We start from the raw sequence: 23,899 nt of genomic DNA, 5'->3' as shown, positions 1-23,899 counted from the left end.
TCAACCTCCAAAAATGGTTGCGCCGGTGGTAGCAGAACCGACTGTGTCGCGGAACATAGCGAACAACTCGCGCCCCGTCCCGGCATGGTAAGCAGAAAGATCAGCGGTGACGTTGGGACGGTCGTCGAATCCTTCGGCCAGCACGTCGAGCGTCCCTGCCACGGCATCAACCCGCAGCAGATCACCGTCCTGCACCCGCGCGATGGGGCCACCGTCGACCGCCTCGGGGCTGACGTGGATCGCCGCAGGCACTTTGCCCGACGCGCCCGACATGCGCCCATCAGTGACCAGCGCCACCTTCTGCCCGCGCCCCTGAAGGATCGACAGAAGCGGCGTCAGGCTGTGCAATTCGGGCATGCCGTTGGCCTTGGGCCCTTGGAAACGGACGACGACGACCAGATCGCCGGTCAGCTCTCCGGCCTTGAAGGCCGCCTTCACCTCGTTCTGATCTGCAAAGACTCGCGCCGGGGCTTCGATAACGTGATGTTCGGGCGCCACGGCAGAGACCTTCATACAGGCGGTGCCCAGCGACCCCGCCATGCGGCGCAGCCCGCCGGTGGGCTGGAAAGGATCGCTGGCGGGGCGGAGGATCTTCTCGTTCAGGCTCTCGCCTGCGCCCTTCTCCCAGATCAGCCCATCGGCCTTCAGCTTCGGCTCGGCGGTGTAATGCTCCAGCCCCTGCCCGGCGACGGTCTGGGTATCGGGGTGCAGATGGCCGGAGTTGAGCAATTCGCCGATCATATAGCCCAAGCCCCCGGCGGCGTGGAAATGGTTCACATCCGCCAGACCGTTGGGATAGACCCGCGCCAGCAGCGGCGTGACATCGGAGATGTCCGAGAAATCCTCCCAATCCAGAATAATCCCCCCGGCCCGCGCCATGGCGATGAGGTGGATCAGCAGGTTGGTCGACCCACCAGTGGCGTTGAGCCCGACGATCCCGTTCACGAAGGCCTTTTCATCCAGGACCGAGGCGACGGGGGTGTAATCATTGCCCAAAGCGCTCAGCGCCAGCGCGCGTTTCGCGCCTTCTTGGGTCAGCGCATCGCGCAAAGACCCGTTCGGCGGCACAAAGCTCGCCCCCGGCAGGTGCAGCCCCATGAACTCCATCAACATCTGGTTGGTGTTGGCGGTGCCGTAAAAGGTGCAGGTGCCCGGCCCGTGATAGGCGGCCATCTCGGCGGCCATCAGCGCGTCGCGCCCGACTTCGCCCGCGGCGAACTGCTGGCGCACCTTGGCTTTCTCATCATTCGACAGCCCGCTTTCCATCGGCCCGGCGGGCAGGAAGACGGCCGGCAGATGGCCAAAGGCCTGCGCTGCGATCACCAGCCCGGGCACGATCTTGTCGCAGACCCCAAGAAAAACCGCCGCGTCAAAAGTGTTGTGGCTGAGCGACACCGAGGCCGCCAAGGCAATCACATCGCGCGAGAAAAGCGACAGTTCCATCCCCGCTTCGCCTTGGGTCACCCCGTCGCACATCGCGGGCACCCCGCCCGCGACCTGCGCGGTGCCCCCCGCCGCACGCACGGCCTCGCGGATCAGATCGGGGTAGCGCTCAAACGGCTGATGCGCCGAAAGCATGTCGTTATAGGTCGTCACGATCCCGAGGTTGCCCGCGCTGGTGGTCGCCAGCCGGTCCTTATCCGCGCCAGAGGCGGCATAGGCATGGGCCTGCCCGCTACAGGAAAGATGCGCGCGGGCCGGACCCTTTGCGCGGGCGGTTTCCATCCGGTCGAGGTAGGGCCGCCGGGTCGCCTCGCTGCGGGCGATGATGCGGTCGGTGACGCGGTCAATCGTGGAATGCAGGGTCATGTCTCGTCCTTTCGTGTGATCTCGCGCCAGCGGCGGCCGTCGCGGTGCATCAGCATCAGCGCCTCTTCGGGGCCGGAGCTGCCGGGGTCATAGGGGTACGGGGGTTGCCGGGTCTCTTCCCAGCCGTGAATGATCGGATCGGCCCAGGCCCAAGCGGCTTCGACCTCGTCCCCGCGCATGAAGAGCGTTTGATCGCCGCGGATCACATCCATGATCAGCCGCTCATAGGCGTCCTGCGGGGTGCCCTGTTCGCCCAAGGCATCGGCAAAGGTCATATCCAGCGCCACTTCGGCCAGACGCATGCCGCCGGGGCCGGGGTCTTTGATGGTGTTGCGCAGGGTGATGCCCTCATCCGGTTGCAACCGGATGATCAGCGCATTGCCCTTGTGGCCCTCCGTCGCGGGGAAGATCATATGCGGCGGGTCGCGGAAGATCACCGCGATCTCGGAACTGCGCCCGCGCAGCTTTTTGCCCGTGCGCAGGTAGAAGGGCGTGCCCGCCCACCGCCAATTGGCGATCTTCACCTTCATTGCGACAAAGCTTTCGGTGCGGCTGTCGGGGTCGCCCGCATGGTCGCGGTAGCTGCCCGCGCCATTGGCGGCGCGGTACTGGCCCCGGGCGATATCCTTCTGCGCCACAGGCTCCAGCGCCTCAATCACCTTCACCTTCTCATCGCGCACCGCGTTGGGGTCAAAACGCGAGGGCGGCTCCATCGCCGTCAGACACAGCAGTTGCATCAGGTGGTTCTGCACCATGTCGCGCATGGCGCCCGATTTATCGTAGTATTCGCCCCGCCCTTCGACACCGAGGCTTTCAGACACGGTGATCTGCACATGGTCGATATGGGTGGAATTCCACAGCGGCTCCCACAGCGCATTGGCGAAACGCAGCGCCATGAGGTTCTGCACCGTCTCTTTGCCAAGGTAATGGTCGATCCGGTAAATCTGGCTTTCGTCGAAATTGGCGCGCAGATCGGCGTTCAGCGCCTGCGCGGTTTCCAAATCATGGCCAAAAGGCTTTTCGACGACGATGCGGCTTTCGGCGGTGGCGATGCCGTGGTCATGCAGCTTGCCACCGATCGTGCCGAAGAGCGACGGCGAGACCGAGAGGTAGAAGGCCCGCACCACATCATCGCGCATCAGGTCTTTGAGGTCCGCCCAGCCCGCATCGCCCGAGGCATCCACGCGCACGTAATGTACCATGCCAAGGAACCGCTCCAAGGCGGCGCTCTCTTGTGCCAGCTTGGGGGCGAACTCCAGTAGGCTGTCGCGGATCATCTTGCGAAAGGCCTCGGCGTCAAGCTCGGAACGGGCCGCGCCGACGATCCGCGAAGCCTCTGGCATCTGGCCGACGGTGAAGCGGTGGAACAGACCGGGCAGGATCTTGCGACGGGCAAGATCGCCGGTCGCGCCGAAAATGACGAGGTCGAAAGGATCAACGGGGATTACGCGCGATACCATGGGGTCAGCCCTCCTAACTGCGCAGGTGCGCTACGGCACCCTGTTTTCGATTGCCCAAAGCCATCGCCATCCCCTTCGCGCCCTCCTCCGGGCGGTCACTGGTAGCGCTAACATATTTGAGCGAAAAAGATAGGCGGTTCTTCAACGTTTCATATTTCCTCTACCCAAGGCGGGTTCGCCCCGGCCCGCGAAACGGTCACGGCGGCAACCCGCGCGCCATAGGCCAGCGCTTCGGACAGCACCTCTGGTGCAAGGGTGCCGAGAGCGTATTTATGCAACTGCCCAAGCTCCGACATCTTGGCCAGAACGCCTGCGTTGAACGTGTCGCCCGCGCCGACCGTATCGACGATTTCGGCTTTGACGGCGGGCACTTGCACCTCTTCGCCATTCGCCAGATAGCCCGTTGCCCCCTCGCCCCCGCGGGTCAGGATGACAACCGATGGGCCCTTCTTTAGCAACTCGGCCACCTTGTCGCGCAGCGACAGCGGCGCGGGGTTGATCCAATTCAGGTCCTCATCCGACACCTTCACGATATCCGACAGCGCCAGCATCCGGTCGAGCCTTTGGCGATAGCGTTCGATATCCTTGATAAAACCGGGGCGGATGTTGGGGTCGATCATCACCGCGCGGCCCTCGGCGTTGCGCGCCAATAGCTCGGCATAGGCATCCGCCCCCGGCTCGCAGGCCAGACTGATCCCGCCAAAATAAAGCGCCGAAACCTCGCTGGACAAGGCAGGCATGTCCTCGGGCGTGACCATCCGTCCGGCGGAGTTTTCGTCATAGAAATCATAGGTCGCATGGCCGCCCACCAGCCGCACGAAGGCCAACGTCGTCGGCCGGTCGGACAGGACAACATGCGACACATCCACATGGCTTGCCTTCAACCCATCGACCAACTGCCGCCCGAACATGTCCGACGACAGGCCCGAGAGCATCCCCACCTGCGCGCCGAGCCGCCCCAATGCGATGGCCGTGTTGAACACCGCCCCGCCCGCATGGGGCACAAAGCCGTCAGGGCCCGCCTTGGTTGGGGTTGGGATCATATCGATCAGGGCTTCTCCGCAGCAAAGGATCATCTGTCAGCCTTTCAAAAATGCGTCACGGTCGACGAGGAAACGGTCCGAAAGCGGCAGGCTCGCCGCGCCGAGCGCGCGGGCGTCGCTGCCGACGGTGCCTTCGCGCAATTCGGGAAGGGCGACGCCCGGGAGGGGCCGGGCGGCGAGGTGGCGGCGGGTGCGGGCGACCAATTCGGCGCGAACCTCTGCGGGCACCGACCCGTCGATCATGACCGTGTCGAAATCAATCAGACATGTCGCGGCCCGGATCGCCTGCGCCAATGCCTCGGTCGTGCTGTCGAGCCATGGGTGCAAGATGTCATCGCCAAAGCCCCAAGCCGCCGGATCGCTCCACGGCGCGTGGCGCGTCTTTCCGGCCTTTTGCAAGGCGACCTCCAAAGTCGCCAAGGAAGCCACATCGACCAATTGCCGCGCCGCATCCCCGGCCAACGGCATGGAGCCGAGCGCCCCGGCATTGCCGCTTTTGCCGGTGTAGAGCTTGCTGTCCAGCACCAGCCCGCCGCCGACGAAATAGCCAATGTAGAAATAGAGGAAATCGCGCGGCTTGTCCTGCGCGCCAAAGACCAGTTCCGCCCCACAAGCGGCAGAGGTGTCATTGCAGATATAGATCGGCAGATCGACCAGTTCCGCCAAAGCCGCCTCGATATCAAAGGTCTGCCACGCGCTTAGATCGCCGCCCGCGACTTCCCATTCCCAGATGCCAAACGGCAGGGCCACGCCCAGCCCGGCCACCCGCGCCTGCTGCTCGGCGGAGAGAGAGGCGAGCGCGTCCTGCAAAGCGCGCGCCGCAAAGGCCATGACCGCATCGGGCGTGGGATGGGCATAGGTCTCGCTGCTGTGGCGGGTCACCTGCCCTTCGAAATCGGTCAGGATCAATTCGACGCTGCGCCGCCCGACCTTTAGCCCCAGAAAAAACGCGCCCTCGGCGTTCAGGCTGATCGGCACCGATGGTTGCCCGACCCGGCCCCGCACCCGCGCGCCTTTCTTCAGCAGACCCTCGGCTTCGAGGGCGCGCATGATGACGGATACGGTCTGCGCCGAGAGGCCCGTGAGCCGGGCAATCTCGGCCTTGGAGGTCGGCCCGCTGCGCCGGATGAGCGACAGGACCAGCCGTTCGTTATAGGCCCGCATCCCGCTTTGGTTCGAGCCGCGCGCGGCGCGGTCGGCGACTGTCTGTAGCTGCTGCAAACTGGCCTCCCCCGGTTCATGCGGCGTTTCACCGGAGAAATCCCAGATGGGAGCAAGTGAGTCAACGCTTAAATCAATCTGATTGATTTATTGCGCGATGAAGGGCCGACCGCCCAAAGGCGAGCGGCCCGCTTTTGCGGTTAATCTGCGACAGTGATCCCGGTTTTCCCCATATGGGACTTTTCGATGAAGGCCTCCTGCGCCTGCTTCAGGTCGCGCAGCGCGTAGGTTTCCGCCACGACGGGCCGGATTTCCCCGCGTTCGATATAGCCCACCAAATCGGCAAAAACGCTCGGCTCCTGCCGCGTGCTGCCCATCAGGGTCAGGTCCTTGAGGTAGAGCGTGCGCAGGTCCAACTCCACGATCGGCCCGGCAATCGCGCCCGAGGTCACATAGCGCCCGCGCGTCACCAGCGCGTCAAGCAGTTTGGGCCAACCCGCCCCGCCCACGAGGTCGAGCACCACGTCATAGCTGTCCTCCGGCAGGGCCGCATCCCGGTCGAAGGTCTCATCCGCGCCAAGCGCCTTCAGCGCCTCCATCTTGCCGGGGCTGGTCACCGCCGTCACATGCGCGCCGCGCCGTTTCGCCAGTTGCACCGCCGCCGAGCCGACCCCGCCAGATGCGCCGGTGATCAACACACGCTCGGCCCCCAAAGCGGCACGCTGGATCATTCCCTCGGCCGTCGAAAAGGCGCAGGGAAAGGAGGCGAGCTCAACGTCCGTGAGGGTGCTGTCGACCCGCAGCGCATTGCTGGCCTCGGCGGTGGCATATTCCGCAAAACCGCCGTCCCGCTCCGATCCGAAGGTGACGAGATCATCCGGCCCCGCGCCCGCCGGGCTGTACATGGGCCGGATCAAAACCCGTTCGCCGATGCGGTGCTGATCGACACCCGCGCCCACGGCCACGACCTCTCCGCAGCAATCGGCCCCTTGGATGCGCGGGAAACTCAGTGCGCCAGACCATCCGCCATCGGCGTCCGACGCGCCGCCGTAGCCTTCGCTCGCCGCCGAGCCGGTGTCGCCGCGCACCGCTTTGGAATACCAGCCCGTGCGCGTGTTCACATCCGTGTTGTTCACCGCCGCCGCGCCGACGCGAACCAGAACCTCACCTGCGGCGGGCTTTGGCAGCGCTAAATCCTCGCGCCACTCCAGCTTGTCCAAGCCGCCATGGCCGGTCAGCAGCATCGCTTTCATGGTCTTCGGTAGGGTCATCGCTCGGGCTCCTTCAGCGGCGGAATGGTTAAGTGTAGAATGATTGCTCTACTTGCGTAGGTAGAGCGTCCCCTCTACATCGTCAAGTATGACAGATACCAAAAGCAAGATCGCCGCCGGGCTGGAACGTGCCTTTGCCACCCGCGGCTTTGCCGAGCCCAGCGTCGAAGACCTGCGCGATGCGGCCGGGGTGAGCCTGCGCACGCTCTACAAATACACCCCCTCCCGCGCCGAAATGGTGCTGGCCGCGCTGGAGAACCGGCAGCAACGCTATCTGGCGCTGGTCTTCGGCGATCTGCCCGAGACCCCGACCAAGGCGCTTGAGGCAATTCTGACCCGCGTCGGGCAGTGGATGGCGACGGAAACCTCGCACGGCTGCCTGTTCCACGCCGCCGTCGCCGCCGACCCCGGCAGCGAAAAACTGCACGCCTTGCTGTCGCGCCATAAGGCCGAGGTCGCGGCCAAAGCCGCCGCAGCCGCCGATCTGCCGGGTGCGGAAACCGAGTTGCTGTTGATCCTCGAAGGGCTCACACAGACTTGGCCGCTGCGCGGGGCGCAGGCGGTGACTGCCGCGCAGCATTTGACCCAAACCCTGCTGCGCGATGCGCGCCAGCACCAATGACATGCTAGGGACGTTTTCATGATGCAGGGCCACCGCTGGGGCGTGATCGCCATCCTTTTCGCCGCTGTGGTCTGGGGCACGACCGGCACCGCTGCCACCTTCGCCCCCGAGGTCAGCGCCGCCGCCATTGGTGCCGCTGCCATGGGGCTCGGCGGGATCGCACAGGCCCTCTGGGCCGGGCGGGGCATCCTGAATCAACGGCGGCGGCTCTGGCGACAGCGCCGCCTGCTGATCATCGGCGCGCTGGCCGTGGCGGTCTATCCGCTGGCCTTTTACGGCGCGATGCGGCTGGCGGGGGTGACGGTGGGCACGGTCATCACCATCGGCTCTGCCCCGCTGCTTTCGGCGCTCATCGAATACCTGTTGGATGGCCGCCGCCTGACCCTGCGCTGGTCCTTCGGCGCGGCGGTCGGGCTGATCGGCATGGGGCTGATCTGCTTGGCCGAAGGCGATGCCCATGGCAGCGCGGTAAGCGCGCCTTCCGTGCCTCTGGGCGTTTTGCTGGGTCTGATCGGCGGCTTCACCTATGCGCTTTATTCATGGAGCGCGCGGAGGATGATGTTGCAAGGCACCGGCTCTGCCGTGGCCATGGGGGCGACCTTTGGGCTGGGCGGGCTCTTGCTGATGCCGGTGCTGGCGATCTCAGGCGGGGCGTTTCTGGCCTCTTGGACCAACGCCGCGGTGGGGCTCTACATGGCCGCCGTACCGATGTTTCTGGGCTATATCGCCTTCGGCTACGGCCTCGCCCGGGTGGAGGCGAGCACGGCCACCGTGATCACACTGTTCGAGCCGGTCGTCGCGGCGGTGCTGGCCGTGGTCATCGTGGGCGAACGCCTGCCCCCGCAGGGCTGGGTCGGCGTGGCGTTGGTGATCGGCTGTTTGGCCATCATCACCCTGCCCGCCCCGCGACGGCTGCGGCGGCACACACCTGCCCCGCCGCCACGCGCCACCTAGAGGGCCGCTGCCGCTAAAGCTGATCCGGCGGCGCCTCGCCCCGGAAGAAATGGTCGAGATTGTCCAGCGCCTTGAAACCCATCGCATCACGGGTGGCCACGGTGGCGCTGCCGACATGGGGCATCATCATCACGTTATCATGGGCCGCAAAGGCCGGGTTGCCGCCCGGCTCGGTCACGAAGCAATCCAACCCCGCCGCGCCGACATGGCCCGAGGTGAGCGCGTCGAGCAGCGCCGCCTCATCCACCAGATTGCCCCGCGCGGTGTTGACGATCACGCAGCCCTTGGGCAACCGCGCCAAGCGCGCGGCGTTCATGAGGCCCACCGTCTCGGGCGTGGCGGGGCAGTGCAGCGAGAGGAAATCCGAGACCGCCAGCAGATCGTCCAATTCGGCGTGATAAGTCGCCCCCGCCTCCGCCTCCGGGTCAAGACGGCGGCGGTTGTGGTAATGGATCTGCATATCCAACCCGCGCGCCTTGCGGGCAAAGGCCCGGCCCACGCCGCCCATTCCGATGATGCCAAGCCGCGCGCCGGAAAGCTGTTTGCCCACCAGCATCGCAGGCGACCACGACTGCCACTTCCCGCTGCGCACCAGCCGGTCCCCGGCCACTGCGTGACGGGCCGCGCCCAGCATCAACATCAGCGCCAGTTCCGCCGTGGCATCCGACAAAACACCGGGCGTGTTCGTCACCACGATCCCCCGCGCCTTGAGGCTGGGCAGATCGCAGTGATCGACGCCCACGGAATGGTTCGCGATGATCTTGAGCCGAGGGTCGAGCCGGGCCACCACATCGGCGCTGAAATGTTCGGAATGACAGGGGATCATGCCATCGACCCGCGCGCTCATCGCAATGATGTCCTCGGCGCTGCCGGGCTTGTCGGCGGGATCCCAGATCACCTCGTAATCCCGCCGCGCGCGGTCGAGCGTGGCCTCTGACAGCTGCCGGGTGATCCAAATGACAGGTTTGCCCATGGCTCAGTCCCGATCTTTCCGACTGGAGGTGAAAAAGTCATAGGCCACAAAGGCCAAGGTCACCGCGACGATGATGATCAGGTCGATGCTGGGCACCTCAACGGCGAGGATCAGCAAAAACACCGCAATCGCGGCAAAGGCGAGCAGGGCAAGTAGGCGGTTCATGGTCTCATCCTCATTCAGTTGCACCATCGGCCCAATCGAAAAGCCACTGGGCGCTGCGCATCAGACGCCCATCCTGGCCGTGACCGCCGACCAGTTGCACTCCCATCGGCAAGCCCTCTTCCGAGGTCATCAACGGCAGCGACACACAGGGGCTGCCGCAGAGCGTCCAAAGACCGTTGAAAATCGGATCGCCGGTGGTCTCCAACCCACGCGGCGCGGGGCCGGTGGCTGCGGGGCAGAGCAGCACGTCGCAACGGGTCAGCAACTCTTCCAGCGCGGCGGTCAGCACCTTGGGCAAATCGCGGGCCGATTGGAAATCGCGGGCCAGCACCTTATTGCCCGCCTCCATCGCCTCCCGCGCCACGGGTGAGAGCAGCTCGGCCCCGTCGCGCAGATAGGGGTAGAAGTGATAGGCCATCTCGGCAAAATTGATGCGTTTGCGCGCTTCGGCAGCCTCGCTAAAGACCGGCGGCAGGGGCATCTCGAAAGCCTGATCGCCAAGGGCTGCGACCAGTTCCTCAAAAGCGGCGTGCAGCTGCGGATCGGCCTCCTCCCACCCCGGCGGGCGGACAAAGCCGAAAACCGGCGGGATCGGCGGCGCGCTGCTCGCCTCGGCCAAGAGCGCGGGGGTCGGGGCAAGTTCGGTGGCGCTGTCTTCGGGGTCATGGCCAAACAGCACCTCGGCCAGCAGCGCGGCCCCGGCGGGATCGCTGGCAAAGACGCCAATGGTGTCGAGCGAGGGCGATTGCGTCAGCACCCCCCGGCGCGGGATCGCGCCGAAGGTTGGTTTGAACCCGGTGACCCCACAAAAGGACGCAGGCCGGATCACCGACCCGCCGGTTTGCGTGCCGATGGCCAAGGGCACCATCCCATCGGCCACCGCCGCCGCCGACCCTTGGGACGAGCCGCCGGGGCTATGCGCCGGATTATGCGGATTGGTGGTCTTGTTCGGCTGCATGAAGGCCAGTTCGGTGGTGACCGTCTTGCCCATGATGATCGCGCCTTCGGCCCGCAGCCGCTCGACAATGAAAGCATCGCGCAGCGGCACGCGCCCCTTGTCCTGCGCCGCGCCGTTTTCGGTGGGGATGCTGCGCGTGTCGATCACGTCTTTCAGCCCCACCGGCAGCCCGTGCAGCCGCCCCAGCGGCCTGCCCGCCCGGCGATGATTGTCGAGCGTTCGGGCCTGCGCGCGGGCGAATTCGGGATCGAACCACGCCCAAGCGCCCACCACCTCCTCGCGCGCCTCAATCCGCGCGATGTAGCTTTCCACCAGCGCCAGCGCATCCAATGCGCCGGTCGCCAAACGGTCCCGCAACTCGACCACGCCAAGCGCTGCTGCGGCGGTCATCCTTGGCTCAGCGCCCATAGAACACCTCCGGCAGGTAGAAGACGATCTGCGGGAAGACATACATCAGGATCATCGACAGGATCACGCAGAACAGGAAGGGCATGACGCCTGCGAAGATCTGCGTCAGGCGCAGTTCGGGCGGGGCGATCCCCTTGAGGTAATAGGCCGACATCGCCATCGGTGGCGTCAGGAACGAGGTCTGCAAGTTCAGCGCCACGAGGATGCCGAAGAACAGCGGGTCGATCTCAAAGACGGCCAGCAGCGGCAGGAAGATCGGCACGAAGATGATGATGATCTCGGACCATTCCAGCGGCCAGCCCAGCAGGAAGATGATCAGCTGCGCGAGGATCAGGAACATGATCGGCGACAGGTTCAGCGACTGCACGAACTCTGAGATCACATGCTCCCCGCCGAGGTAGGAGAACACCGCCGAGAAGGTGTAGGAGCCGACGAAAAGCCAGCAGACCATCGCCGTGGTGCGCACCGTGAGATAGACGCTCTCGCGCATCCGCTGCCATGTCATCGCACGGTAAATGAAGGCAAGGAAGATGCCGCCGAGCGCCCCGATCGAGGCCGCCTCCGTCGGGGTGGCGAGGCCGAAGAGGATCGAGCCCAGCACCGCGAAAATGAGGAAGGCCAGCGGCAGGAAAGAGGTGGCGATCATCAGCAACAGCTTGCCCATCGGCATGTCTGGCACCTCATCCGCCGTGGGGCGCGGGGCCGAGGAGGGCTGCAACAGCGAGCGCCCGATGATGTAGATCAGGTAGAGCCCCACCAGCGTCAGCCCCGGCAGCAGCGCGGCCGCATAAAGCCGCACGATGGAGACATTCGTCGCCGCCGCATAGACGATCAGCATGATCGAGGGCGGAATTAGGATACCCAGCGTGCCCCCCGCGCAGATGATGCCCGCCGCAAAGGACGGGTTATAGCGCGCCTTCAGCATCGCGGGCAGCGCTAGCAGGCCCATCAGCGTCACCACCGCGCCGACGATGCCCGTGGCGGTGGCGAACAGCGCGCAGGTGATAAGCGCGGCCACGCCCATCGAGCCCGGGATGTTCTTGGAGGCGATGTTGAGCGTGGTGAAGAGCCGGTCAACGATATTCGACCGCTCCACGATATAGCCCATGAAGAGGAACAGCGGCACCGCCGTGAGCACTTCGTTCGACATCACCGTGAAGGTCTGGTTCACGAAAAGGTCGAATATTCGGTTGTTAAAGAACCCATCTATCCAGGTCGACCATTGCTCCCATTGGCCGGCCCCCTCGTCCAGCCGGTCGAAACTGCGCCACATGCGGCGCGCGTCGAAATAGGCGTAGTAGCCAAAGCCGATGCCCATCGCCATCAGCGTGAAAGCAATCGGAAAGCCCAGGAAAACAAAGACGATGAACAGCCCAAGCATCATCAGGGCGATTTGCGGATCGGTCATGTGAGATGGCCCTTTTCGGCCTTGTTGGCTTCGCGCATCATGAGGTCTTCGGTCTCAAAGACGTCTTCCTCGGCTTCGAGCCAGTAGTTGGAACGTATGGCGATGAGACAGCGGCAGACCTGCGCGATGCCTTGGATGAACAGCAGTATCCCCGCCGCCACGATGATCGCCTTGAATTGATAGATCGGAACCCCCGCCGGGCTGTTGACCGACACCTCGCCGTATGACCACGAGCGGGCGGCATATTTCCAGCCTGCGAGGATCAGCGCGGTGACGCCGGGGAAAAAGAAGATGATATAGAGCACGAGGTCGATCATGCCTTGGGTGCGCGGCTGGAACAGCCGGTAGAGGAAATCCCCCCGCACATGGCCGCCCCGCGATAGCGTATAGGCCCCGCCCATCATAAAGAGCGTGCCATACATGATGAAGGACACATCCAGCGCCCAAGCCGTGGGATTGTTCAGCACATAGCGCACAAAAACCTCGTAGCCCGTGCCGATGGACATCAGCAAAATGAGCCACGCAAAAGCCTTGCCGAACCATGCGGAAAGGTTATCGGCGAACCGAATGAAAGATATCATGATGCCCTCGGTATCTCGCACGAACCCCGGCACGCCATGCGCCGGAGTTCGCGGTGATGTTATGGGTTTGCGGGATCAGAGTTTGATCTTGCCGGGGAAGTAATGCTCGTAAGCAAGCCCGTAATCCGGCGAGTTCATCAACTCGTAATAGGCCACGCGGTCGACCCATTCGCGCTGGCTGTCGAGGGTCTTTTTCATGAAGGGATCGGATTCCAACTCGGGGATCAGCTCATCCCATGCTTTAAGCTGCGCATCCAAGATTTCCTTGGACGTGCGCCTCACGGTCACGCCAGCCTCGTTTTGCAGGAACTGAAGGTCCGCCGAATAGCGGTCCATCGCCTTGGCCGTGTTCGCGGTCGAGGCCGCCTCAACCGCGTATTTCAAGATCGCCTGAAGATCGGGGTCGAGGTCTTCGAGGAACATCTTGGAGAACAGGAACTCAAAGCTCTCGGAGGCTTGGTGATAGGACGACAGGTAGTAGTTCTTGGCCACGTCCTGCGCGCCGAAGTCCTTGTCCGACGAGGGGTTGTTGAACTCAAAGGCGTCGATCACGCCCCGCTCCATCGCGGGCACGATCTCCCCGCCCGGCAGCTGTGCCACAGACATGCCCAGCTTGGCCATCAGATCGGCCGCCAGCCCCACGGTGCGGTATTTGAAGCCCTGCAGGTCGTCGACGGTATTGACCTCATTCTTGAACCAGCCGAAGGGCTGGGCGAACATCGGGAAGCCCATGTAGCCCACAACGTCGAGGCCCATGATGTCCTGCGTCAGCTCGTTATAAAGCTCCTGACCGCCGCCTTGATAGAACCACGACAGCATCGTGGTGGCAGAGCCGCCGAAAACCGGGCCGGTGCCAAAGAGCGATGCGGCCTTGTTCTTGCCGTACCAATAGACGGGCACCGAATGCGCCGCGTCGATCAGACCGTCGTTCACCGCGTCGAGCACCTGAAACGCCGCGACGACCGCGCCCGCGGGCAGCACGTCGACCTTCAGACGCCCGCCTGACATTTCCTCGACCCGCGTCGCATAATCGCGGGCAAAGTCTTGCCAGATGTTCGCGTCGTTCCACGACGTCTGCATCTTGATGACGATCGGCGCTTGGGCCAACACCGCCGGTGCGGCCAGCATGCTCCCCGTCGCCGCCCCCCCAGCAAGTGCGGACTTCGTCAGGAACGAACGTCGATTGAACTTTTTAGTCTCAGTCATGTTTCCTCCTCCCAGAGTGGCCGCCCCTTTGCTTACTTGAAATACGCTATTGGTCGGGCGACCCGAGATCAGAGACTAACCAAATGATCTCATTTGGCAAGAATAGTCCGCAAGGGACTCTTCAAGTGCAACTTTATTGTGCAAACGCTGCAAAAATCGACACTCTCCTTCGGCGCGGATGGCCTGCGGATATCGCGCGTTCTGAGCAGGGCGGAGACAGGCCCCGCCCGCCCTCAAACCGCCCAGCGAAAGCCGGTTTCCACCTCGGACCGCGCCCAGAGGCTGACCATCGTCTCTTTGTCATAGGCATAGGGCTCCAACCTGCCGCGCCCAACGGGGCCGACCATCTCCATCCGGCCTGTGGGGCCGTAAAGCGCGCGCTGCTCCAGCCCGTCCTCGGTGGCGCACATGACCTCGGGATAGGCACCACGCTCCGCCGTTTGAACGATCGGCAATTTCGACATCAGCCACCAAGTGAACCGGGTCATCAGCCCGCCACTGGTGCTTATCAAAGAGGTGGCCGAGGCACCGGGGTGACAGACATAGACCGCCACGTTCCTCCCCGCCCGCGCGACGCGGTCCTGCAACTCATAGGCAAACATCATCTGCGCCAGCTTGCTTTGGCTATAGGCCGGGTTGGCGCGGTAGTTCTTGTCCCAGTTCATGTCGTCGAACTGGATGGTGCGCAGGCCCATCTTGTAGCCAAGGCTGGCCACCACCACGATCCGCCCGTTGCTTTCCTCGATCCGGTCGAAGAGCAAGCCGCAGAGCAGGAAGTGGCCGTAGTGATTGGTGCCGAGCTGGCTTTCGTGGCCTGCTTTGGTCAACTGGCGGTTTGGCACCTGCGCGATGGCGGCGTTGCAGATCAGCGCATCAATTCGAGGAATATCGCGCAGAACCTCTGCCGCCGCGCGGCGCACCGACTGCAAATCGGCGAGGTCCATCTGCACGAAACGCACCCGCGCCGCTGCGCCAAATTCGTCTTTCAGCTTGGCCACCGCCTCTGCCGACCGTTCCGCGCTGCGGTTCAGCATCACCACCGCGGCACCTTTGCGCAGCAAGGTCCGCGCCGCCTGAAATCCGGCCCCCGCATTGGCCCCGGTGATCACAAAGGTCTTCCCCTCTACCCCGTCAATCTGCTCAGGGGTCCAGCCGTGCGCGCCGAAAGTCTTATCTGTCATGGTCTCGTTCCTTAGCTTTGCTGAGGCATCGCGCCCCGTTGACCCTGCAGATAAATCTCAGCACTCTACGGAAATAGACCGGATTGTCGCGATTACTTGCCTGATCCTCTCACAGCCATTGCGTGAAAGGTTCATGCGGTCCTAATCTGCACGCATGAGCAAACACCAAATCCGCCATATCATCGAGCGGCACAGCCATGCCGACGGGCTGACCGAAACCGGCATCAAGGGCGTGCAGTATTTCCGCGCCACCAGCGCGATCCCCTGCGCGCCTGCGGTCTATGAACCCTCTGTCATCGCCATCGTCAGCGGCGCGAAAGAGGCGGTGCTCGACGGTCAGCGCTATGTCTATGACGACAGCCGCTATATGTGCTGCCCCATGTCGATGCCGGTCAAAGCGGGCACGCCAAGCGCCTCGCCCCAGACCCCGCTATTCGGCGTCTACATCGCTCTGGACGCGCGGCTGATGGCGGCGCTTTCGCTTGAAATGGAAAGCGCGGGGAGCCTGCTGCCCCCTGCCCCCGCAGACCTGCGCGCCGAGGGGGTCAAACTTGCGGCATGGGACGGGGCCTTCTCCGACGCCCTGCTACGCCTGCTGCAATTGAGCGAAAGCGAAACCGACCGCGCCGTGCTGGCCGAAGCGCGCCTGCGCGAACTTTACTACGCCATCCTGAAAGGAGAGGCAGGGCTCTTCGCGCGGCGGGCCTTCGGGGCGGGCAATGCCGTGGCGCGGGCCATCTCGCATGTCGCGGCCCATCTCGACGCGCCCATCTCTATCGATGCCATGGCCCAACGCGCGGGCATGAGCCGCGCGGTATTTCACCGCAAGTTCAAACAGGTAACGACGATGTCGCCGATACAATTCGTCAAATCCATGCGCCTGAACAATGCCGCCGTGAAAATCGCAGGCGGCGCCACGGTCAGCGAAGCGGCAATGGCAGTGGGCTATGTCAGCGCCTCGCAATTCAGCCGAGAGTTCAAACGCATGTACGGCCAATCCCCCCGCGAATGGGGCGACGCGCAGCAGATGGCAGCGGGGGTGGTTTAGAGGGGGTCTCCGCCCCCTCCCCCCTCAAGCCGTCAAGCGACAGAACAGCCCCGCCGCCAGCTTCGCACGTTCGGTGAGGCTGTCGACATAGATATGCTCCTGCAACGTATGCAGCCCCTTGCCGCGCACGCCGATCGAATCCAGCGTCGGCAGGCCGAGGAAACCGGTGAAATTGCCGTCCGATCCGCCCCCGGCAGAGCTTCCGGTGATCTCGATCCCCAGTTCGCCCCCAATCTCCTGCGCGAGCTTCAGCATCGCCATCGTGCCCGGCTGGTCGGGCTCCCAAACCGGGCGGGTGACGCCGCGGCGGATTTCCATGATCACATCGCCCTCGTTTGAGTTCAGCGCCATCATCTTTTCCACGCCCGCATCGAGCTGCTCTTGCGTTTTTGCCATGGTGAGCACTTCGGCATCGCAGACCGAGGAGACGCAGTTGACCCATTGGCCCGCGTGAAAGACCCCGAGCGAGAAGGTGCAATCCTCGGTGGTCATGCCTTCGATCGTGCCCACGGCCTTGGCCATCTCCGCGATGGCCGAGCGGCCTTCGGAGAGCGCCCAGCCCGCGTGGCTGGGGCGGCCCCGGGTCTGGAGGTTGAACCGCGCGATGGCGTAGCGCCCGATCACCGCGCCGCCGTCCGGGCGGGCAGGTTCGGGGACGAGGATGTATTTGTGGCGCTTCGCCTCCTCTTCGATCAGACGGCGTGTGGCGGGGGTTCCGATCTCCTCATCCGGGGTGAAGAGCACCGTCACCGGCAGCGGCGTCTCGACCCCGGCGGCCTGTAGCTTGCGCAGCGCATCGAGGTAGACGTAATTGCCGCCCTTCATGTCCATCAGTCCGGGGCCGTAGCAAATCTCGCCTTCGCGTTTGTAAGGCAGGCTCGCCAAGGTGCCGAGGGGGTGAACCGTGTCCATATGACCCAAAAGCAGGATGCCCCCCTCGCCCGCGCGGGGATGGGGCATTTCAGCGCGCAGGCTGTCGCCCAGCCCCATCGGGCTTGGAATACGCTCTGTCCGCGCGCCCAAGACCGCCAGATCGTGCTGCGCCACATCCATCATCCGGTTCACTGCCGCCCCGTCGAATGTGGGGCTTTCGGTTTCGATCCATGGGCGCAGCCCGGTGAGCATCTCTTCGGTATCAAAAGGCAGATCGAGCGGGTTGGTCATGTTCAATATCCTTTCCTCCGCCGCGCGACAGCGGGCGGTTGGCTTAAATTAAATGATTGGCGCAAGGGCCTAGCCGCCGACCTTTGGCAGGCGCGTCTCGACAATCCGCGCATAGATCGAGGCACCGACAGGCAGAATGGCGTCGTCCAGCACGAAGCCGGGGTTGTGCAAAGGCACGCTGCCCGCATGGCCCACCCGGCAATAGGCGCCCGGCACGACTTTCAGCATATCGGCGAAATCCTCCGACCCGCTGGCCTGTTCGGTCGAGACATGGGCATTCTCGCCGCCCACCACGCTGGCCGCTGCTTCGACATAGGCGGTGGTGAGTTCCGGGTCGTTCATCAACACGTCAAAGACGTTACGGATGTCGACTTCGATCTCGATTCCATAGGCTGTGGCCATGCCTGCGCAGAGTTCGCGCATCCGGGCCTCGGCCATCTCGATCACATCCTCATGGAAATAACGGATCGTGCCCGCAATGCTGGCGGTATCCGGTACCACGTTATAGGCCGAGCCCGCGTTGAATTTGGTCACCGAAAGCACGATCGGCTTGGTCGGCGGGGTGTTGCGGCTGACGACGGATTGCAACTGCTGCACCAGCGCCGTGCCGATGACGATGGGATCGCGCGACTGATGCGGCATGGCGGCGTGGCTGCCGGTGCCTTTGACGGTAATGTCAAAGAAGGCCGCCCCGGCCATGGCCGCGCCGGGGGTGACATTGACCACGCCCGGCTCTGAGTTTGGATCGTTGTGCATGCCGTAAATCTCGTCGCAGGGGAATTTCTCAAAGAGCCCCTCTTCCAGCATCCGGCGCGCGCCGCCCAATCCCTCTTCGGCAGGTTGAAAGATCAGCACCACGGTGCCGTCGAAATCGCGCGTCTCCGCCAGATAACGCGCGGCCCCCAAGAGCATGGTGGTGTGGCCGTCATGGCCGCAGGCATGCATCCGCCCGGGGTTGGTCGAGGCATAGGGCACGCCGGAATCTTCCAAAATCGGCAGCGCGTCCATATCTGCGCGCAGCCCGACACGGCGGTTGCCACCGCCGGCGCCCTTGATGATGCCGACAACCCCGGTGCCACCCAGCCCTTCGTGCACCTCATCCACCCCGTAGGCGCGGAGCTTTTCGGCCACGATGCCCGCGGTGCGGACCTCTTCGAACCCCAGTTCGGGATGGGCGTGGATGTCTTGGCGGATGGCGGTGAGATCGGCGGCGAAGGCTTCGATCTTGGGAAGGACGGTCATGCGGTGGCTCCTATCGTCATAGTGGCGCTGCCGAGCGCGCGGTAGTTGGCAAAATCCCAATGGCGGCCCGGCGCCGCTTCGATCAGGTTGCGGGTGTAGTCGTGATGCGGATTGGCCAGCACATCGCCTGCGGGGCCGTATTCAACGACCTGCCCGCGCTGCATGACCAAGACCTCGTCACAAATCTGCGCGGCGACGCGCAGGTCGTGGGTGATGAAAAGCATGGCCACGCCGAACTTCTCTTGAATGTCATCCAGCAGATCAAGCACCTGTGCCTGCACGCTCACATCAAGGGCCGAGACAGCCTCATCCGCGACGAGCAGATCGGGCTTCATCGCCACCGCCCGCGCGATGGCGATACGCTGGCGTTGCCCGCCTGAGAATTGATGCGGATAGCGGTCGAGCGCGTCGCGCGGCAAGTCCACCAGTTCCATCAGCTCAGCCGCATGGCGCATCGCCTCTTCGCGCGGGGTGCCGAAGTTGATCGGCCCTTCGCAAAGGCTGCGCGCCACGGTCCAACGCGGGTTGAGCGAGCGGTAGGGGTCTTGGAACACGATTTGCAGATGTTTGCGGTGGTCGCGCAATTGGCGGCGCGAGAGTTTGGCGATCTCGGTCCCCGCGACATTCACGCTGCCCGCTGTCGGGTCGATCAGCCGCATGATGGCCCGCGCCACGGTGGATTTGCCCGAACCGGACTCCCCCACGATGCCCAGCGTCCGCCCCGGTTTGATGGTAAAGCTGACATCCTGCGCGGCTTTCACGCCCTCGCTGCGGCGCAGGAAACCGCCGCCGCCATAGGTCATGTCGAGCCCGGCCACACGCACCACTTCGCTTTGCGAAGCCGCCGCCCTTGCGGGCCGCGGGGTAAGGTTGGGCACGGCGGTCAGCAGGGTGCGGGTATATTCCTTCTCCGGCTTGGTCAGCAGCTTTTCAATCGGCGCGCGTTCGACGATCTTACCCTGCTGCATCACCGTCACGGTATCCGCGATCTCGGCCACCACGCCCATGTCATGGGTGATGAAGAGCACGGCGGTGCCGTGGCGCTCTTGCATCTCGGCGATGAGCTTGAGGATCTGCAACTGCGTGGTCACGTCCAGCGCCGTCGTCGGCTCATCCGCGATCAGCAGATCGGGGTCGAGGATCAACGCCATGGCGATCATGATGCGCTGGCGCTGCCCGCCGGAAAGCTGATGCGGGAAGGCGCTGAAGATGCGGTTCACATCCGGCAGATGCACCTGGTCCATCATGTCGAGCGTGCGTTTCTTGGCCTCCGATTGGCTCAGATCGCTGTGCATGTTGAGCACTTCCATGATCTGCTCGCCCACCCGCAGCACTGGGTTCAGCGCGGTCATCGGCTCTTGGAAGATCATCGCGATCCGCCGCGCGCGCAGCTGGCGCATTTGCGCGTGGCTGGCGCTGGTGATCTCGAAATCGTCCAGCGTGATGCTGCCGCTTTGCACCTCCAGCGCCGATTTCGGCAGCAGTCCCATGGCCGCGAGCGAGGTCACGGATTTGCCCGAGCCGGATTCACCCACCAAGCAATGCGTCTCGCCCGCGCGGATGGTAAGGTCGATCCCGTCGATCACCGGTTTCGCCTGTGGCCGCCCGGCAAGCCCGATGCGCAGGTCGCGCACTTTGAGCACCTCACGCGCGTCGGAGAAGTCTTTGGTCTTGAACTGCATCTCTCAGCCCTCCCGTTTCTTCATGCGCGGGTCGAGCAGATCGCGCGCGGTATCGCCCAAAAGGTTGATCGACAGGATGCAAAGCGACAGCAGCAGCCCCGGCCAGAAGATCAGCCCCGGCTTGATTTGGAAATAGGTCCGCCCCTCGGCCATGATGTTGCCCCAAGTGGGGATCTCCGTGCTGACGCCCGCGCCGAGGAAACTTAGGATCGCCTCGATCAGGATCGCCGAGGCGCAGATATAGGTGCCTTGGACGATGAGCGGTGCCATGGTGTTGGGCATCAGGTGCTGGATCAGGATCTTGGGCATCGACGAGCCGAGCGCGATGGCCGCCTCCACATAGGGTTCCTCCCGTGCCGACAGCACGACCGAGCGCACGAGCCGCACCACGCGCGGCACCTCCGGCACCGTGATGGCGATGATGACCGAGCCGAGCGACGGCCCGTTCAGCGCCACGAGGGCAATCGCCAGCAGAATCGCGGGGATCGCCATCAGGCTGTCCATGATCCGCATGATGATGCCATCCGCCACCCGAAAGAAACCGGCCACAAGGCCGATGGCCAAGCCGATGGCGACGCTGACCAAGGCCGCCCCGACCCCGATCAGCAGCGACACGCGCCCGCCGGTCATCACCCGCGAAAACGTGTCGCGGCCATAGGGGTCGGTGCCCAAAAGATACTCTTCGGAAGGCGGCTTGAGCCGCGCGGCAGAGTTCATCGCCAGCGGGTCATAGGGCACGTAAAGCGGGGCCAAGATCGACGCCAGCACGATGGCCACGAGGATAAGCGCCGCCAGCAACGGGCCGATACCGACCCTTGCGCCCGCAGGCAGGGAAAGCAGTCCGGTCAGCACCTGAAAGGCGCTGTGACGGGATTGGGGTTGCTCGATCATGTCAGTACCGGATCCTTGGGTCGAAGAATGAATAGGAGACGTCAACCAAGAGGTTCACGAAGACGTAGATGCCCGCCGTCAGCAGGATCATCGCCTGAATGACGGGGTAGTCGCGCGCAAGGATCGCATCGACCGTAAGCCGCCCGATGCCGGGGATGTTAAAGACGCTTTCCGTCACCACCACGCCCGAGATCAGCAGCGCGAAACCGGTGCCGATGATGGTCAGGATCGGCACGGCGGCATTGCGCAGCGCATGGCGAAACAGCACGACATTCTCGCGCACGCCCTTGGCCCGCGCGGTGCGGATGTAATCTTCGCCCAGCACTTCAAGCATGGAGGCCCGCGTCATCCGCGCGATGAGCGCCACATAGATCGTGGCCAGCGTGAGCGAGGGCAGAATGGCGCGCGAGAAGAACGGCCCGATGCCCTCCGAAGGCGCCTTGTAGCCCTGCACCGGCACCCAACGCAGTTCAATCGCGAAGATTTGGATCAGGATATAGCCGATCACGAAGACCGGCACCGAAAAGCCCAGTACCGAGAAGGACATCACCAGAAAGTCGACCCAAGTGCGGTGACGCCATGCGGCGATCACGCCCATCGGCACCGCCAGCAGGACAGAGATGGTGATGGTCATGAGCGCGATGTTGATGGTCGGCCCCAGCCGGTCGCCCAACATGCCCGCCACAGAGGTGTTCGACAAAAGCGAGACGCCCAGATCGCCGCGCAGCAATTGCCCGATCCATGTGAAGAACTGTGTCAGCAGCGGATCGTTCAGACCCAGACGGTCACGAATCCGTTCAAGCTGTGCGGGGGTGGCGGCATCGCCGGCGAGAATGGCTGCCGGATCACCGGGGGTGAGACGCAGCAGAAGGAAGACGAAGATGGCGACGATCAGCATGACCGGGATCGTGGCCAAGACGCGCTTCAGGATATAGACGAGCATTTTCCGGAAGGTCCCTTTCGGCGGAAAGAAGGCAGGCCCGGAAGCGGGGGCACTGCCTGCGGGCAGAGATGACGGTGGAGAGCGCGGCAGCCGCGCTCTCCGAGCGGCTGGATTACTCCGCCTCTTTGGTCATGTTCCAAAACACCGGCACGGGCGATGGCAGCATGTTCTGGATCGTGTTGCGACGCGCCTGCGGGATCAGATATTCACCCATCATGATGTAGTTGACGTTATCCATGACGTGTTTCTGGATCTCGACGGCCACTTCCTTTTGCGCCTCGGGCCCTTCGGCCTTCATGAACTTCGCGCGCAGCTCTTCGACCTTGGGGTCATCGGGCCAGCCGAACCACGCCTCGTCGCCACGGCCACTGACCATCACATTGGTCAGCGGGTCCGAAATCTCGGGCACCATCCAGTTGGTGAAGAACATGTTCCAGCCGCCCTCAGAGACCGGGCTTTGCTGGGCGCGGCGCTGCACGACCGATTGCCAGTCCATCGACTGCATGTCGACTTCGAAACCCGCCTCGCGCAGGGCTTGGGCGGCCACCACCGGCTGGTTGATCAGGCTGATCACATCCGTCGGTGCCATCAGCACGATGGGCGTGCCGTCATAGCCCGCTTCTTCGAGCAGGGCCTTCGCCTTTTCCGGATCCGCGCCGCCGGTCACGATCTCTGCATCCGCTTCGTCACCCAGAGGGGTCGAACAACCAAAGATCGCGCCGCAGACGTTGTAATAGGCCGGGTCGCCCTGCATCGTTTGCAGCATGGATTCTTGGTCCAGCGCCGCCATCGCCGCCTGACGGACCAGCTTGTTGTCAAAGGGCGGGTGCAGGTGGTTGGGCCGACCAATGGTGACATAGCCAAGGTCATCGCGGGTCTCGACCGTGACCTCGGGGCTGGCGTCGAGGATCGGCAGCAGGTCGATCTGCACCTGTTCGAGATAGTCGATCTCCCCCGCCGAGAGCGCGTTGATGGCGGTCAGCGCGTCGGGCATCGTGGTCCAGACCACACGGTCGACATTGACCACCTTGCCGCCCGCCATCCAGGAGGCTTCCTCGTCACGCGGGACGTAGTCGTCGAACTTCTCATAGGTGACGTTCACGCCGGGCTCGTACTCATCTTGGTTAAAGACGAAGGGGCCGGAGCCGATATATTCCGTGATCGTCTCATCCGCCGAGGTTTCGGCCACGCGCTTGGGCATGATGAAGGGCGGCACCGCGGATTGTTTGGAGATCACCGACAAAAGCGGGCCGAAAGGCTCGGTCAGGGTCCAGACGACGGTCTTTTCGTCGCTGGCCTCAAGGCTCTCGGTCACGTCAAAGATCAACTGCCCGCCACCGTCGCGCTTGCCCCAGCGTTTGAGCGAGGCCACGACATCTTCGCCAGTCACCGGCGCGCCGTCATGGAACATCAGCCCATCGCGCAGCGTGAAAGTATAGACGAGCCCGTCATCCGAGACGTCCCAGTTGGCCATCTGGGGCTGCGGCTCAAAATTTTCGTCCACGGCGGTCAGCACGTCATAGACCATATAGCCGTGGTTGCGGGTGATATGTGCGGTGGTGATGACCGGATCGAGAACCCGCAGGCCCGAGTGCATGACCGCGGTGATGGTCGTTTCGCCATCCTGCGCCGCCAGAGAGCCGGGTGCCAAAAGCGCCGTGGTCGCGGCAAAGGCGGCGGCAAGTCCGCGCGACTGTTTCAGTGCCGATCGTAGAGGTATCATGTGGTT

At 63.9% G+C, this 23,899-nt stretch carries 21 protein-coding genes; 3 read left to right on the top strand and 18 right to left on the bottom strand.

The genetic code is table 11. The annotated features are described in order from the left end of the window. From edd to ACGYLQ_RS15960, 5 genes are all read right to left on the bottom strand, one after another. A complete protein-coding gene (gene edd, locus ACGYLQ_RS15980; RefSeq protein WP_394443806.1) occupies positions 1 to 1,809 on the bottom strand; it encodes a phosphogluconate dehydratase in 1,809 nt (602 codons plus the stop codon). After that, positions 1,806 to 3,269: a glucose-6-phosphate dehydrogenase gene (gene zwf, locus ACGYLQ_RS15975; protein ID WP_394443804.1), complete on the bottom strand. Its 1,464-nt coding sequence runs from the start codon at positions 3,267 to 3,269 to the stop codon at positions 1,806 to 1,808. The genes edd and zwf overlap by 4 nt, the downstream gene beginning before the upstream one ends. A 149-nt stretch (positions 3,270 to 3,418) precedes the next feature. Further along, positions 3,419 to 4,345, bottom strand: coding sequence for a carbohydrate kinase (locus tag ACGYLQ_RS15970; protein WP_394443802.1), 927 nt, complete (start codon positions 4,343 to 4,345; stop codon positions 3,419 to 3,421). A gap of 3 nt (positions 4,346 to 4,348) precedes the next feature. After that, entirely contained in the window at positions 4,349 to 5,476 is a 1,128-nt protein-coding gene (locus ACGYLQ_RS15965; RefSeq protein WP_394443835.1) for an ROK family transcriptional regulator, read from the bottom strand. 197 nt (positions 5,477 to 5,673) lie between these two features. After that, complete coding sequence (locus ACGYLQ_RS15960; RefSeq protein ID WP_394443800.1) at positions 5,674 to 6,744, bottom strand: alcohol dehydrogenase family protein; 1,071 nt, start codon at positions 6,742 to 6,744, stop codon at positions 5,674 to 5,676. 88 nt (positions 6,745 to 6,832) lie between these two features. Between ACGYLQ_RS15960 and ACGYLQ_RS15955 the strand changes: the two genes are divergently transcribed. Then, on the top strand, positions 6,833 to 7,366 hold the full coding sequence (locus ACGYLQ_RS15955) for a TetR/AcrR family transcriptional regulator (RefSeq protein WP_394443799.1): 534 nt from the start codon (positions 6,833 to 6,835) through the stop codon (positions 7,364 to 7,366). Positions 7,367 to 7,384: 18 nt separating this feature from the next. Next, positions 7,385 to 8,320: a DMT family transporter gene (locus ACGYLQ_RS15950; RefSeq protein ID WP_394443797.1), complete on the top strand. Its 936-nt coding sequence runs from the start codon at positions 7,385 to 7,387 to the stop codon at positions 8,318 to 8,320. Between the two features lie 13 nt (positions 8,321 to 8,333). Here the strand turns inward: ACGYLQ_RS15950 and ACGYLQ_RS15945 are convergent, their stop codons facing one another. From ACGYLQ_RS15945 to ACGYLQ_RS15915, 7 genes are all read right to left on the bottom strand, one after another. Further along, the gene (locus ACGYLQ_RS15945) at positions 8,334 to 9,293 is read right to left on the bottom strand and encodes a 2-hydroxyacid dehydrogenase (protein ID WP_394443795.1); all 960 of its coding nucleotides are present in this window, start codon (positions 9,291 to 9,293) and stop codon (positions 8,334 to 8,336) included. 3 nt (positions 9,294 to 9,296) lie between these two features. After that, entirely contained in the window at positions 9,297 to 9,458 is a 162-nt protein-coding gene (locus ACGYLQ_RS15940) for a hypothetical protein (protein ID WP_169306085.1), read from the bottom strand. Between the two features lie 10 nt (positions 9,459 to 9,468). Further along, a complete protein-coding gene (locus tag ACGYLQ_RS15935; RefSeq protein ID WP_394443794.1) occupies positions 9,469 to 10,824 on the bottom strand; it encodes an amidase in 1,356 nt (451 codons plus the stop codon). Beyond that, positions 10,814 to 12,232: a TRAP transporter large permease subunit gene (locus tag ACGYLQ_RS15930; protein ID WP_394412425.1), complete on the bottom strand. Its 1,419-nt coding sequence runs from the start codon at positions 12,230 to 12,232 to the stop codon at positions 10,814 to 10,816. Before ACGYLQ_RS15930 ends, ACGYLQ_RS15935 begins: the two co-directional genes overlap by 11 nt. Then, complete coding sequence (locus ACGYLQ_RS15925; protein ID WP_093928097.1) at positions 12,229 to 12,813, bottom strand: TRAP transporter small permease subunit; 585 nt, start codon at positions 12,811 to 12,813, stop codon at positions 12,229 to 12,231. Before ACGYLQ_RS15925 ends, ACGYLQ_RS15930 begins: the two co-directional genes overlap by 4 nt. 75 nt (positions 12,814 to 12,888) lie before the next feature. Then, the gene (locus ACGYLQ_RS15920; protein ID WP_067266961.1) at positions 12,889 to 14,019 is read right to left on the bottom strand and encodes a TRAP transporter substrate-binding protein; all 1,131 of its coding nucleotides are present in this window, start codon (positions 14,017 to 14,019) and stop codon (positions 12,889 to 12,891) included. A 233-nt stretch (positions 14,020 to 14,252) separates the two neighbouring features. Further along, complete coding sequence (locus ACGYLQ_RS15915) at positions 14,253 to 15,200, bottom strand: SDR family oxidoreductase (RefSeq protein WP_394443792.1); 948 nt, start codon at positions 15,198 to 15,200, stop codon at positions 14,253 to 14,255. Between the two features lie 154 nt (positions 15,201 to 15,354). Between ACGYLQ_RS15915 and ACGYLQ_RS15910 the strand changes: the two genes are divergently transcribed. Continuing rightward, positions 15,355 to 16,248: an AraC family transcriptional regulator N-terminal domain-containing protein gene (locus ACGYLQ_RS15910; RefSeq protein ID WP_394443791.1), complete on the top strand. Its 894-nt coding sequence runs from the start codon at positions 15,355 to 15,357 to the stop codon at positions 16,246 to 16,248. Positions 16,249 to 16,272: 24 nt separating this feature from the next. On the opposite strand, the gene ACGYLQ_RS15905 is transcribed toward ACGYLQ_RS15910, so the two are convergent. The 6 genes from ACGYLQ_RS15905 to ACGYLQ_RS15880 all read right to left on the bottom strand — a co-directional run bounded on the left by ACGYLQ_RS15905 (position 16,273) and on the right by ACGYLQ_RS15880 (position 23,893). Beyond that, complete coding sequence (locus tag ACGYLQ_RS15905; protein ID WP_394443790.1) at positions 16,273 to 17,412, bottom strand: M20/M25/M40 family metallo-hydrolase; 1,140 nt, start codon at positions 17,410 to 17,412, stop codon at positions 16,273 to 16,275. 69 nt (positions 17,413 to 17,481) lie between these two features. Further along, entirely contained in the window at positions 17,482 to 18,654 is a 1,173-nt protein-coding gene (locus tag ACGYLQ_RS15900; RefSeq protein WP_394443789.1) for a M20 aminoacylase family protein, read from the bottom strand. Beyond that, positions 18,651 to 20,336 carry an ABC transporter ATP-binding protein gene (locus ACGYLQ_RS15895; RefSeq protein WP_394443788.1) on the bottom strand — a complete coding sequence of 562 codons (1,686 nt, stop codon included), beginning with the start codon at positions 20,334 to 20,336 and terminating at the stop codon, positions 18,651 to 18,653. Before ACGYLQ_RS15895 ends, ACGYLQ_RS15900 begins: the two co-directional genes overlap by 4 nt. Positions 20,337 to 20,339: 3 nt before the next feature. Then, entirely contained in the window at positions 20,340 to 21,227 is an 888-nt protein-coding gene (locus tag ACGYLQ_RS15890) for an ABC transporter permease (RefSeq protein ID WP_209217112.1), read from the bottom strand. A 1-nt stretch (position 21,228) separates the two neighbouring features. After that, complete coding sequence (locus tag ACGYLQ_RS15885; RefSeq protein WP_067266948.1) at positions 21,229 to 22,170, bottom strand: ABC transporter permease; 942 nt, start codon at positions 22,168 to 22,170, stop codon at positions 21,229 to 21,231. Between the two features lie 112 nt (positions 22,171 to 22,282). Beyond that, entirely contained in the window at positions 22,283 to 23,893 is a 1,611-nt protein-coding gene (locus tag ACGYLQ_RS15880) for an ABC transporter substrate-binding protein (RefSeq protein WP_394443787.1), read from the bottom strand. Positions 23,894 to 23,899: the final 6 nt, after the last annotated feature.

Origin of the sequence: Sulfitobacter sp. 1A12779 (assembly GCF_043557315.1) — a bacterium.
GTDB lineage: Bacteria > Pseudomonadota > Alphaproteobacteria > Rhodobacterales > Rhodobacteraceae > Sulfitobacter > Sulfitobacter faviae.
This window is presented reverse-complemented; position numbering and strand designations above follow the sequence as displayed.

What these genes read in the sequence shown, in the direction of transcription:
- edd (WP_394443806.1), bottom strand. Translation starts at nt 1,809, where the DNA reads ATGACCCTGCATTCCACGATTGACCGCGTCACCGACCGCATCATCGCC.
- zwf (WP_394443804.1), bottom strand. Translation starts at nt 3,269, where the DNA reads ATGGTATCGCGCGTAATCCCCGTTGATCCTTTCGACCTCGTCATTTTC.
- ACGYLQ_RS15970 (WP_394443802.1), bottom strand. Translation starts at nt 4,345, where the DNA reads ATGATCCTTTGCTGCGGAGAAGCCCTGATCGATATGATCCCAACCCCA.
- ACGYLQ_RS15965 (WP_394443835.1), bottom strand. Translation starts at nt 5,476, where the DNA reads ATGCGGGCCTATAACGAACGGCTGGTCCTGTCGCTCATCCGGCGCAGC.
- ACGYLQ_RS15960 (WP_394443800.1), bottom strand. Translation starts at nt 6,744, where the DNA reads ATGACCCTACCGAAGACCATGAAAGCGATGCTGCTGACCGGCCATGGC.
- ACGYLQ_RS15955 (WP_394443799.1), top strand. Translation starts at nt 6,833, where the DNA reads ATGACAGATACCAAAAGCAAGATCGCCGCCGGGCTGGAACGTGCCTTT.
- ACGYLQ_RS15950 (WP_394443797.1), top strand. Translation starts at nt 7,385, where the DNA reads ATGATGCAGGGCCACCGCTGGGGCGTGATCGCCATCCTTTTCGCCGCT.
- ACGYLQ_RS15945 (WP_394443795.1), bottom strand. Translation starts at nt 9,293, where the DNA reads ATGGGCAAACCTGTCATTTGGATCACCCGGCAGCTGTCAGAGGCCACG.
- ACGYLQ_RS15940 (WP_169306085.1), bottom strand. Translation starts at nt 9,458, where the DNA reads ATGAACCGCCTACTTGCCCTGCTCGCCTTTGCCGCGATTGCGGTGTTT.
- ACGYLQ_RS15935 (WP_394443794.1), bottom strand. Translation starts at nt 10,824, where the DNA reads ATGGGCGCTGAGCCAAGGATGACCGCCGCAGCAGCGCTTGGCGTGGTC.
- ACGYLQ_RS15930 (WP_394412425.1), bottom strand. Translation starts at nt 12,232, where the DNA reads ATGACCGATCCGCAAATCGCCCTGATGATGCTTGGGCTGTTCATCGTC.
- ACGYLQ_RS15925 (WP_093928097.1), bottom strand. Translation starts at nt 12,813, where the DNA reads ATGATATCTTTCATTCGGTTCGCCGATAACCTTTCCGCATGGTTCGGC.
- ACGYLQ_RS15920 (WP_067266961.1), bottom strand. Translation starts at nt 14,019, where the DNA reads ATGACTGAGACTAAAAAGTTCAATCGACGTTCGTTCCTGACGAAGTCC.
- ACGYLQ_RS15915 (WP_394443792.1), bottom strand. Translation starts at nt 15,200, where the DNA reads ATGACAGATAAGACTTTCGGCGCGCACGGCTGGACCCCTGAGCAGATT.
- ACGYLQ_RS15910 (WP_394443791.1), top strand. Translation starts at nt 15,355, where the DNA reads ATGAGCAAACACCAAATCCGCCATATCATCGAGCGGCACAGCCATGCC.
- ACGYLQ_RS15905 (WP_394443790.1), bottom strand. Translation starts at nt 17,412, where the DNA reads ATGACCAACCCGCTCGATCTGCCTTTTGATACCGAAGAGATGCTCACC.
- ACGYLQ_RS15900 (WP_394443789.1), bottom strand. Translation starts at nt 18,654, where the DNA reads ATGACCGTCCTTCCCAAGATCGAAGCCTTCGCCGCCGATCTCACCGCC.
- ACGYLQ_RS15895 (WP_394443788.1), bottom strand. Translation starts at nt 20,336, where the DNA reads ATGCAGTTCAAGACCAAAGACTTCTCCGACGCGCGTGAGGTGCTCAAA.
- ACGYLQ_RS15890 (WP_209217112.1), bottom strand. Translation starts at nt 21,227, where the DNA reads ATGATCGAGCAACCCCAATCCCGTCACAGCGCCTTTCAGGTGCTGACC.
- ACGYLQ_RS15885 (WP_067266948.1), bottom strand. Translation starts at nt 22,170, where the DNA reads ATGCTCGTCTATATCCTGAAGCGCGTCTTGGCCACGATCCCGGTCATG.
- ACGYLQ_RS15880 (WP_394443787.1), bottom strand. Translation starts at nt 23,893, where the DNA reads ATGATACCTCTACGATCGGCACTGAAACAGTCGCGCGGACTTGCCGCC.